This is a genomic window from Flavobacterium sp. P3_A6 (genome assembly GCF_056403035.1).
Genome location: NZ_JBFUGG010000010.1, coordinates 171,931 through 182,573 on the forward strand (window position 1 = coordinate 171,931; position 10,643 = coordinate 182,573).

The 10,643-nt window shown below is 34.1% G+C and carries 12 protein-coding genes and 1 tRNA gene; 6 read left to right on the forward strand and 7 right to left on the reverse strand.

Going from position 1 to position 10,643, the window contains the following annotated elements:
- Positions 1–394 precede the first annotated feature (394 nt).
- Positions 395–468, reverse strand: a tRNA-Met gene (locus tag AC1DVP_RS12205).
- A 152-nt stretch (positions 469–620) separates the two neighbouring features.
- Between AC1DVP_RS12205 and AC1DVP_RS12210 the strand changes: the two genes are divergently transcribed.
- Both AC1DVP_RS12210 and AC1DVP_RS12215 read left to right on the forward strand, forming a co-directional pair.
- Positions 621–1,013, forward strand: a complete 393-nt coding sequence (locus AC1DVP_RS12210) for an START-like domain-containing protein (RefSeq protein WP_477183748.1) — start codon at positions 621–623, stop codon at positions 1,011–1,013.
- Between the two features lie 65 nt (positions 1,014–1,078).
- Positions 1,079–1,918 carry an aminotransferase class IV gene (locus AC1DVP_RS12215; RefSeq protein ID WP_477183749.1) on the forward strand — a complete coding sequence of 280 codons (840 nt, stop codon included), beginning with the start codon at positions 1,079–1,081 and terminating at the stop codon, positions 1,916–1,918.
- On the opposite strand, the gene AC1DVP_RS12220 is transcribed toward AC1DVP_RS12215, so the two are convergent.
- The 5 genes from AC1DVP_RS12220 to AC1DVP_RS12240 all read right to left on the reverse strand — a co-directional run bounded on the left by AC1DVP_RS12220 (position 1,910) and on the right by AC1DVP_RS12240 (position 6,480).
- The gene (locus AC1DVP_RS12220) at positions 1,910–2,470 is read right to left on the reverse strand and encodes a YqgE/AlgH family protein (protein ID WP_477183750.1); all 561 of its coding nucleotides are present in this window, start codon (positions 2,468–2,470) and stop codon (positions 1,910–1,912) included. The genes AC1DVP_RS12215 and AC1DVP_RS12220 overlap by 9 nt on opposite strands.
- Positions 2,471–2,598: 128 nt before the next feature.
- The gene (locus AC1DVP_RS12225; RefSeq protein ID WP_077375548.1) at positions 2,599–2,871 is read right to left on the reverse strand and encodes an HU family DNA-binding protein; all 273 of its coding nucleotides are present in this window, start codon (positions 2,869–2,871) and stop codon (positions 2,599–2,601) included.
- Positions 2,872–3,051: 180 nt separating this feature from the next.
- Positions 3,052–3,999, reverse strand: coding sequence for a methionyl-tRNA formyltransferase (gene fmt, locus AC1DVP_RS12230; RefSeq protein ID WP_477183751.1), 948 nt, complete (start codon positions 3,997–3,999; stop codon positions 3,052–3,054).
- Positions 3,987–5,894, reverse strand: a complete 1,908-nt coding sequence (locus AC1DVP_RS12235) for a RecQ family ATP-dependent DNA helicase (RefSeq protein WP_477183752.1) — start codon at positions 5,892–5,894, stop codon at positions 3,987–3,989. The genes fmt and AC1DVP_RS12235 overlap by 13 nt, the downstream gene beginning before the upstream one ends.
- Before the next feature lie 52 nt (positions 5,895–5,946).
- Entirely contained in the window at positions 5,947–6,480 is a 534-nt protein-coding gene (locus AC1DVP_RS12240; protein ID WP_477183753.1) for an AAA family ATPase, read from the reverse strand.
- 320 nt (positions 6,481–6,800) lie between these two features.
- Between AC1DVP_RS12240 and AC1DVP_RS12245 the strand changes: the two genes are divergently transcribed.
- The 4 genes from AC1DVP_RS12245 to AC1DVP_RS12260 all read left to right on the forward strand — a co-directional run bounded on the left by AC1DVP_RS12245 (position 6,801) and on the right by AC1DVP_RS12260 (position 10,242).
- The gene (locus AC1DVP_RS12245; RefSeq protein WP_477183754.1) at positions 6,801–7,097 is read left to right on the forward strand and encodes a DUF493 family protein; all 297 of its coding nucleotides are present in this window, start codon (positions 6,801–6,803) and stop codon (positions 7,095–7,097) included.
- Between the two features lie 2 nt (positions 7,098–7,099).
- Positions 7,100–7,807, forward strand: a complete 708-nt coding sequence (locus tag AC1DVP_RS12250) for a DUF4290 domain-containing protein (protein ID WP_477183755.1) — start codon at positions 7,100–7,102, stop codon at positions 7,805–7,807.
- A 130-nt stretch (positions 7,808–7,937) separates the two neighbouring features.
- Positions 7,938–9,254, forward strand: a complete 1,317-nt coding sequence (gene murA, locus AC1DVP_RS12255; protein WP_477183756.1) for a UDP-N-acetylglucosamine 1-carboxyvinyltransferase — start codon at positions 7,938–7,940, stop codon at positions 9,252–9,254.
- A 121-nt stretch (positions 9,255–9,375) separates the two neighbouring features.
- On the forward strand, positions 9,376–10,242 hold the full coding sequence (locus AC1DVP_RS12260; protein ID WP_477183757.1) for a cation diffusion facilitator family transporter: 867 nt from the start codon (positions 9,376–9,378) through the stop codon (positions 10,240–10,242).
- A 93-nt stretch (positions 10,243–10,335) separates the two neighbouring features.
- Here the strand turns inward: AC1DVP_RS12260 and AC1DVP_RS12265 are convergent.
- A partial coding sequence (locus AC1DVP_RS12265) for a transposase (protein WP_477183758.1) occupies positions 10,336–10,643 on the reverse strand: 308 nt, incomplete at its 5' end.

Genomic DNA, 10,643 nt, shown 5'->3' on the forward strand with positions numbered 1-10,643 from the left:
TATAAATAAAAAATATCTGGAGTGGAAATATACAACAGTATATACTTGAAGTTTTTGGATAAAATAATTTAATCAATGATATTGTCCTAAAAAATGCAAGTTAGACTTGTATAATTTGAATTATAGCGTAATTGTTAAAAAGATAGAACTGTTAATTTGTATAGTGATGAAAATCTCTTAAAAGAACCATTAAATTATGGTATAATGAATCTCTTTTACTCTTGATCTGTTTTGAAGTCGATATTTCAGGACTAGACAGACATCGAATAGTCTTTTGGGCGCGCTTTAAGTAGCGACTTTCTTGATGGTTTTCCTTTTGTGTATTGCTTTTTAGGACTAGACACATTTCTAATAAAAAACCCTTAAACAATTGCTGTTTAAGGGTTTGTTTTTGTAGCGAAGACGGGAGTTGAACCCGTGACCTCAGGGTTATGAATCCTGCGCTCTAACCAACTGAGCTACCTCGCCATATTCTGGATATTTCCTATCCCTGAATGCGGGTGCAAATATAAAACAATAATTAGAGTTTCCAAGCAAAAAGCAATAAAAAATTTTTTTTTGAAAAGGTTTTTTTTTTGGAGTAATAATCTATATATTTCGCAAATAAAAAAACGTATTCAATGAATTTAAAAGTCCGTTACGAAATCGAATTCCCCATAAATTCTTCCCCCCAATTGTTGTATCAGTATATTTCAACACCCTCAGGCCTATCTGAATGGTTTGCAGATAACGTAAATTCTCGTGGTGAGTTTTTTACTTTTATTTGGAATGATTCGCAGGAAAAAGCCAGACTGGCATCAAAAAAGTCTGKAGAAAAAGTAAAATTTAAATGGGTAGACGAAAATAATAAGGATACAGAATATTTTTTTGAATTGAATATTTTAGTAGACGAATTAACTAAAGACGTTTCCTTAATGGTTGTTGATTTTGCTAGTAAAGAAGAAATTGAAGAAGCTACTCAATTGTGGGAAAACCAAATTTCGGATCTAAAACATGTTATAGGTTCAGTATAGCAGAATTGTATATTATAACTTATATTTGTCACGCTTTTTGGCGTGACTTTTTTTTGAAAAATAGTATGATAAATTTTAATGGTGCAATTGTATCTGAAGATGCAAATGTTTTAGTGCAAAATAGAGGATTTTTATATGGTGATGCGGTTTTCGAAACTGTGAAAATTGTAAATGAAAAAATCCTGTTTTTAGAAGATCATTACTTCCGGTTAATGTCTTCCATGCGTGTGATCCGAATGGAAATTCCAATGAATTTTACTTTAGAATATCTGGAAGATCAAATTCTTTCGCTGGTCAAAAATAATAAATTTGCCTCATCAGCTAGAGCGCGAATTACGGTTTATAGAAATGATGGGGGGTATTATTTACCGCAAAATAATGAAGTTTCTTTTTTGATAAAGGCTGCTTCACTCGAAAACAAGGAATATTTGCTTAATGAGGAGGAATATGAGGTTGACCTGTATAAAGATTTCTATATCACCAGACAGCTATTATCTTCGATTAAAACAACTAGCCGTTTGATAAATGTAACAGGAAGTATTTACGCTAACGAAAACGGGCTGAATAATTGTGTTTTATTAAATGATGCCAAAAATGTTGTTGAAGCATTACAGGGCAATATTTTTATGCTTAATGGCAATAAATTGATTACTCCGCCTGTGTCCGAAGGATGTTTGAATGGCGTGATGAGAAAGCAGGTTTTAGAATTGGCAAAAAAGATCGACGGTATTGAAATAGCCGAAGAAGTAATTTCTCCATTTGACCTTCAAAAAGCGGATGAATTGTTTGTGACTAATGTTATTAAAGGGATACAGCCGATTACAAAATATAGAAAAAAAGAATTTTCAATAGAAATTTCCAAAACTTTAGTGGCAGCACTAAATAAAAGTCTGGGTTTAGTTTAAGTAGGGATTTTCAGGAGCATTGGACCAAATAAGGTATTCACCTCCCAATTCCATGATTTGTTCTTTCCAGAAATGAAGCGTTGACTTTCCGATTATTTTATTTTCGTAACTGTTTTTTGTAATAATCCAAGAATTGGCTTTCATTTCATTTTCAAGCTGGTGTTCTTCCCATCCTGTGTAACCCAAAAAGAAACGGATGTTTTCTTTTTTGATTTTACCGCTATTAATGAGATCTTTGGTGGAATCAAAGTCTCCTCCCCAATAGATTCCATTAGATATCTCAATACTGTTGGGTATTAATTTTGGAATATTATGAATGAAGTACAAGTTGTCTTGTTCTACAGGGCCACCATTGAATATTTTGAAATTAGCATTAATTTCTGGAATTAAATCATTGATTGTATATTTCAGCGGTTTGTTCATAATGAAGCCTACCGAACCATCTTGATTGTGATCTGCTAATAGGATTACAGATCTATTAAATGACAGATCTCCTATTATTGATGGTTCAGCAATAAGTAAATACCCTTTTTTTAATTTTTCTGAAATCATAAGGCTATATTTTTAATTAAATTTAAGAAAAATTAAATAGAACCTCCAAATTTTTTGGATCATATTCGTTTAAAAGCATAAAAAAACCCTCCAATTGGAAGGTTTAATTATATAAAATAAACTATAAATTAGTTTACAGCTCCTTCTAAATCAGCTCCAGCTTTGAATTTTACAACATTCTTTGCAGCGATTTGAATAGTTTTTCCAGTTTGAGGATTTCTTCCGTCTCTTGCGGCTCTTGAAGACACAGACCAAGATCCAAATCCTACTAAAGATACTTTACCACCTTTTTTCAAAGTACCACCTACATTTCCTAAAAATGATTCAAGCGCTAATTTTGCAGCGGCTTTAGTAATTCCTGCGTCTGCAGCGATAGCGTCGATTAATTCTGATTTGTTCATAATAATGGATGTTAATTGTTGGTTAAAATAATTGTTAATAGAACAAAATTAGCAGGAAATACGGTGTATGCAAATGTTTTATACAAAATTAGCATATTTTGTTAATAACTTGTTTTTATTGTTCATAAAGTAGGATAAAATTCTGAAAAAAACACTGTTTAACCCTTGTTTTTATTGGCATTAATAAGCTTTTGCAATTCCTGAAAAAGTAATGCCATTTAATAATTCTGCTGTAGTCATTTTCTTTTTTCCAGGAAATTGTAAACTTAATATTTGAATAAAGCCTTCATTCGTTGCAATTTTTATTTCCTTTTTGGTGCAAATTAGATTACCAATCTCATGATTGTGCTTTTCTAAAATTGCTTTGGCCTCATAGATTTTTACATTCCATTCTTGGTCCTTGTCTCCAAAATAACACCAAGCAGCAGGATAAGGGCTTAATCCTCTTATAAGGTTATGAATGTCTGTCGTCGATTTTGACCAGTCAATTTTACAATTCTCTTTATTTAGCTTATAAGCGGTTTTGATGTCTGAATTGTCATTTTGAATGGTGGTTGTTACATTGCCGCTTTCAATCAATTTCAGAGTGTCAATAACGGTGTCACATCCCAAATGCATCAAATGGTCGTGAAGCTGTCCAGCATTCTCGTTACTATCGATAGCTGTCTCACTGCTTAAAATCATCGCGCCAGTATCTATTTTGTCATCAATAAAAAAAGTGGTGACTCCAGTTTTTGTTTCTCCATTAATAATCGCCCAATTGATTGGTGCTGCTCCTCTATAATTAGGAAGCAATGAAGCATGCAGATTGAATGTTCCCAAAGCAGGCATTTCCCATACCGCTTTTGGCAGCATTCTAAAAGCAACAACGATTTGTAAATTGGCCTGTAATGATTTTAATTCTTCCAGAAAAGCTTCGTCCTTTAAATTAGTAGGCTGTAATAAGTGTAAATTATTTTCTAAAGCGTATTCTTTTACTGCCGAATATTTTATTTTTTGTCCTCGGCCGGCTGGTTTGTCTGCAGCAGTGATTACGCCTGCTACTTCATAATTGTTTTTGATTAGGGTGTCTAGAATTCCAACTGCAAATTCGGGAGTTCCCATAAATATAATTTTTAATTTTTCCATCGGTTTTTTAAAGTGTATTTGTTGTTTTTTTGAATTATTAGAAAATCATCTTCTAATAATTGCTGTAATACAAAGATAACATCGTCGGCTGTATTTTTGGTTTTGTTTTGGATTTCTCTCGAGCTTAGGTCTTCATTTTGCAATAAGGCTATAATTTTTTCAGAAAGAGCAGTAAAGTCTTTTTTGGGTTTTGTTCGTGTGATGCAATAAGAGCAGATATTGCAATCAGCAGTTGTTTTTTCTCCAAAATAATCCAAAATCATTTTGCTTTTACAGCTGTTTTTTTCTGCTGCATATTTCAGTACCGATTGTAATTGTTCTTTTTTGAGTTCATTTTGCCGAACCAAATGTTTAGAAACTTTATTAATGGTTCTTTCATCTTCCCGAATTTCATTAAAAATTAGAACAGCATCATTGTTTTTTGAATGATAGTCTATAATTTCTTTATCTTTTAATTTATGTAAAACGGCTAGTATCGCTGCTTCCGAATGGTTTGATTTTTTAGAAATTAATGATAAATTAAAAGCAGTCTGCATTTCATAAACGCCAGGATATGTTCTAAGGATGGTCAAAATAATTTCCTCATCATTTGGATTCAAACTGGTATATCGAATAACTTCTTTGGATGGAATTATGAACTGCAGCGTAATTTTTTCTGAAAATTCTTGAGATAAAGTTAGAATGCCTTGTCCGTCTAAAAACCGCATTGCATTGAACGTTTTTAGCGTTGGGAAATCATATTTATGACAAAAATGATTCAAATTAAACATAAATTCTTCGTTCATTCCTTCTCCATAAGCTATTTGAAAATAGTTACAAAGTTTGATGTACACAGCTGTCAAAAACGTTTTGTCAGGCAAAACTTTTAAAAATTGATTTTCAGCCTGAATAATATCTGTAGGGCTGGTCAATAAAATGGCAAAAGCTTTCTCTTCGTTTCGGCCAGAACGCCCTGCTTCTTGATAATAGTTCTCTATGTTTTCGGGAAGCTGAATATGAATTACTGTTTTGACATTAGGTTTGTCAATTCCCATTCCAAAAGCATTTGTGGCAACAATAACCTGCGCTTTCTCTTCCATCCAGAGCTGCATGTTTTTGTCTTTCTCTCTGGATGTAAGCCCTCCGTGGTAATAAGTAGCTCGAAATCCTAAAGTTTGTAATTGGGAAGAAATCTCCAAACAGGCTTTTCGGTTTCGAACATAAATAATGGATGGCTGAGGATTTTTTTTAAGAATCTGCTCAATCCGAAAAAGTTTATCTTCTACTTCAAAAACCATGTAGGCAATATTCTTTCTGGCAAATGATTTAGCAAACTGGAAAGGATGCTGCATTCCCAATTCAGTGATAATATCCTCTTTTACTCGAGGAGTTGCTGTTGCGGTCAAAGCCAAAAAAGGAACCTTTGGGAAATGGCTTTTTAATGCTGAAATCTTTAAATAGGCTGGGCGAAAATCATGACCCCATTGTGAAACACAATGGGCTTCATCAATGGTTATCAGGTTTATGGGGAGACTTTTTATTCGGTCCAGAATCCAATCTGACTGTAAACGCTCGGGAGAAACATACAGGAATTTGTAATTTCCGTATTGGCAATTATCCAATAAATCAATAATCTCTTCAGTCTTAATGCCTCCGGTCAGAGCGATAGCTTTTATACCGCGTTGCTGCAGATTAGCCACTTGGTCTTTCATCAGCGCCACCAAAGGTGAAATGACCAAACAGATTCCTTCATTCATAAGGGCTGGCACCTGAAAACAAATCGATTTTCCGCCACCAGTTGGCATCAATGCAAAAGTATCATGACCACTCAAAACCGAATCAATAATTTCGTTTTGTAACGACCTGAAGGTATCGTGCTGCCAATATTTTTGAAGAATATCTAATACTGTTGGCATTATTTCTGGTTTAGATTCTTATTAATTTATAATATTGAATTTCAATAAATTGCTAAATTTTATCTAATATAAAAAGAATTCGGTTATCAATACTGTCTTTTGGTACCTCAATTAAGTCGTAACCATAATTAATGTATGTTTTTGTCAGGTGTTTGTATATCGTTTTTGCCTGGTCAAAGTTCTCATAACGCTCACTGTCACTTTCATAAATTTCCTCCCAAGGCGGGAGAATGAAAATTTTAGTGTATACATTTTCTGTACAGGCATCCACAAAATGATTTGGGTAATCATCTCCAATATAATCTAAGTAGGCTACAACATCGGGAATGCCACGGTCAATAAACACCCATTGATGAGGTTCATTTTGAGCACTGTTAAATTGCTTGATTCGGCCGTCAAGCAGCATCTGGCTAAATAATAAAGGGTCTTCCAGAAACAATTGTTCAATACCTCGTTTTTGAGCTTCCAGTGTAACTTCACGAGAAATTTCAGGATAACAGCAATAGCCCTTGGCTACCAAACCTCCAATAATAGAACTTTTTCCCGTACCAGGACCGCCAATGATAACAATAATTTCTTTCTGCACGTTTACGAATTAAACGGCAAAAATACTCAAACTTATTTGTATTTGAAACCTTTATTTAGGACTAATTATGAGCAAATAATAAGGAGCGAAACAAATGGCTTTTCAGGAAATAGGATTCCTGCTGTCCGCTGTATTCCCGATTTAGAAAACTGTGGCAAAAAAGCCTTGTTTTTCTAAATCGGGAGATGCCGCTTCCATCAGGGCTAGGCAGGAGTTATGGTGTTTTTTTGGAAACCATAGTGCCAAAAATATAAGTTATATATTCTTTATCATAAAATCTAAAATCTAAAACGTATATTTGCCTTTATTTTTATTTAGGAATGAGCGACGATAACGAAAAAAAGACTGCTGAGTTTTATGAAAGACTTAAGGCCGAATTAGACAACAGTAATTCTTGGCCTGCGCCATATTTGTTTAAATTTATAGTGCCAACAAACGAGGAAAATATCCTAAAAGTGGAAAATGCTTTCAACTGTATGGGTGCTGTAATCAAAACAACAAAATCCAAAACCGGGAAATTCACTAGTATCTCAGTAGATGTAACGGTCGAAGATTCTCAAGAAATAATAGATAAGTACCAAGAATTATCCACAATAGAAGGTATAGTTTCCTTATAATTATGATCGAAAAATATAAAAAAGAAAATGCGAATGATGTAGTTTTTAACTTGGAATACAATTCCGAAAGAGAACATTTAATCATTCCAGAGTACGGCCGTCATTTGCAAAAACTGATCGAGCAGGCTACTATTATTGAAGATGATGAAAAACGCAACAAAGCGGCAAAATACATCATTCAGGTAATGGGAAGCTTGAATCCTCATTTGCGTGACGTACCCGATTTTCAGCATAAGCTTTGGGATCAGCTTTTTATCATGTCTGATTTTAAATTAGTAGCCGATTCTCCTTACCCAATTCCTTCAAGAGAAGTACTGCAGCTTAAGCCAGATGCTTTAAAGTACCCGCAGAACTATCCAAAATACAGATATTATGGTAACAATATCAAATACATGATAGATGTGGCTAACAAATGGGAGGAAGGCGAAATGAAAAGCGCATTGGTAAAAGTAATTGCCAATCACATGAAAAAATCCTATTTGAGCTGGAATAAAGACACCGTAAAAGATGATGTTATTTTTGAGCATCTTTATGAACTATCTGACGGGAAACTGAATTTACTGCAAAGTTCAGAAGAACTATTAAACACTACCGATTTGCTAAGAACCAATAAAAGGGTTTCTAATAAAATAGGAGCTGCAGGACAGCCAAAAATTCAAAGCAACAAGAATAATAAAAACGGAAAACAAAAACCGTTTCAAAAAAAGTAAATAAAAAAAGAAGCTAAGACGCTGAGATCCTAAGTTTCTAAGATTTATAGGAACTTTTAGTTCAATGTCTTAGAAGTCTAGAATTTTAGAAACTTAGAATCTGCAAGTCAAAGAATCTTAAATCAAAAGCATGGAAGTTTTCAAAATTGAAGGAGGAACACGTTTAAAAGGAGAAGTAATACCGCAAGGTGCAAAAAATGAAGCATTGCAAATTTTGTGCGCAGTACTTTTAACTCCAGAAAAAGTAACAATCAACAATATCCCGGATATTATCGATATCAATAAATTGATAACTCTTTTGGGAAATTTGGGAGTTAAAATAGAGAAATTAGGACATGGTTCTTATACTTTTCAATGCGATGAGGTAAATGTAGGATACTTGGAAACGGAAGCTTTCAAGAAAGAAGGAGGTTCGCTTCGTGGTTCTATAATGATTGTTGGACCGCTTTTGGCCCGTTTTGGAAAAGGATATATCCCGAAACCAGGAGGAGATAAAATTGGTCGCCGCAGATTGGATACCCATTTTGAAGGATTCATCAATCTTGGTGCAAAATTCAGATACAATAGAGAAGATCATTTTTATGGAGTTGAAGCTCCAAATGGACTTACAGGTGCCGATATGCTGCTAGATGAAGCATCTGTAACAGGAACTGCCAATATTGTAATGGCAGCAGTTTTGGCCAAAGGAAGAACAACAGTTTACAATGCTGCCTGTGAGCCTTACTTACAACAGCTTTGTAAAATGCTGAATTCTATGGGAGCCAAAATCACAGGTGTTGGATCTAATTTATTGACTATAGAAGGAGTTGAAAAATTAGGCGGTTGTGTTCATAGAATTCTGCCGGATATGATCGAAATCGGTTCCTGGATTGGTTTAGCAGCTATGACAAGAAGCGAAATAACTATTAAGGACGTGAGCTGGGAAAACCTTGGAGTTATTCCTAGTGTTTTTAGAAAATTAGGAATCACTCTTGAAAAAAGAGGAGATGATATTTATATTCCGGAACATAAAGACGGTTATGAAGTAAAAACAGATATCGACGGTTCGATTCTTACAATTGCCGATGCGCCTTGGCCTGGATTTACGCCAGATTTATTGAGCATTGTTTTGGTAGTTGCGACACAAGCAAAAGGGGATGTTCTAATACACCAAAAAATGTTTGAAAGCCGTTTGTTTTTTGTTGATAAACTGATTGATATGGGGGCAAAAATCATGTTGTGCGATCCGCATAGAGCTGTTGTTATTGGACATGATTTTAAATCAGTGCTGAAAGCAACAACGATGTCTTCTCCAGATATTCGTGCAGGAATCTCATTATTGATTGCGGCTCTTTCTGCAAAAGGAACGAGTACTATTCAAAATATTGAGCAAATCGATAGAGGATACGAGCGTATAGATGAACGACTAAGAGCAATTGGAGCTAAAATAGTTCGAGAGAAACAATAAAAAATTATAATATTTTAAAAAACGCTTAAATAAATTTAAGCGTTTTTTTATACTGTTTAGTTCAAAATTTATTTGCTGTAAATTATAAGCTAAACAGTGTTTACAATAAAAAAGATGAAACATGTCTAACGAAGAAAAAGCAATAAAGGCTACTTATTTTAGCATAATTGGAAATACTTCTTTGGCTCTTATTAAAGGGTTGGCTGGTTTTTTTGGAAATTCCTATGCCTTAGTTGCAGACGCTATAGAATCAACAACGGATATTTTCGCTTCACTGCTGGTGTTATTTGGCATAAAATATTCCAGTAGGCCTGCAGATGATAATCATCCTTATGGGCATGGAAGAGCCGAGCCATTAATAACTTTTTTGGTTGTTGGTTTTTTGATCACTTCGGCTACAATTATTGGATATGAAAGCATAACGAATATTCAAACTCCACACGAATTGCCAAAACCATGGACGCTTTTTGTACTTGGGGCAATTATTCTTTGGAAAGAGTATTCGTTTCGATTGGTAATGAAAAGAAGCAAGGAAACCAATAGTTCTTCACTAAAAGCGGATGCTTGGCATCATAGGAGTGATGCGCTGACTTCGGTTGCCGCCTTTATTGGGATTTCGATTGCATTATTTTTCGGAAAAGGATACGAATCAGCTGATGATTGGGCAGCGTTGTTTGCATCAGTTTTTATACTTTATAACAGTTATCTGATTTTTAGGCCAGCTTTGGGAGAAATCATGGACGAGCATTTATATGATGATTTGGTGGAAGAAATCAGGCGGGTTTCTCATCAGGTGGATGGTATTATCGATACCGAAAAATGTTTTATCCGTAAAGCAGGAATGAAATACCATGTAGATCTTCATGCCAGAGTAAATGGGGATATATCGGTAAAAGAAGGCCACGATTTATCTCATAAACTCAAGGATACGCTGCGCGAGGAAATCCCTGAATTGGGTCATGTTTTAATTCATATTGAGCCTAATTAAATATTTTAGTTCAAACAAAAACCAATACAGTTTTTATAAGTATTGGTTTTTTTATTGCTGTTTTGATTTTGAAAATTGAATTACTTAATTGAGTTATATATTTAGTTTCTGTGTTATTTGATTTTGATAAATAGGCATTGCTATAATCATTCTTTCAACAGTCTTGTGAAATATGGTTTCTTTGAAAATAGATCTATTAATTCTAAATGTAAATTCATCAAAATAGGATTGAATATGTTTTTTGCTAACATGAGTTGGAACCGTTCTTATCCAAGATWTTATTTGATGAATAACAATGTGCATCTCTTTAAAATTCTTTCCGCTTTTACTTTCTTTTTGTTCAATATTGTATTTTGCTTTTAATGGAGAATAACCTCTCCATTTGTCGGTAAATATTTTAG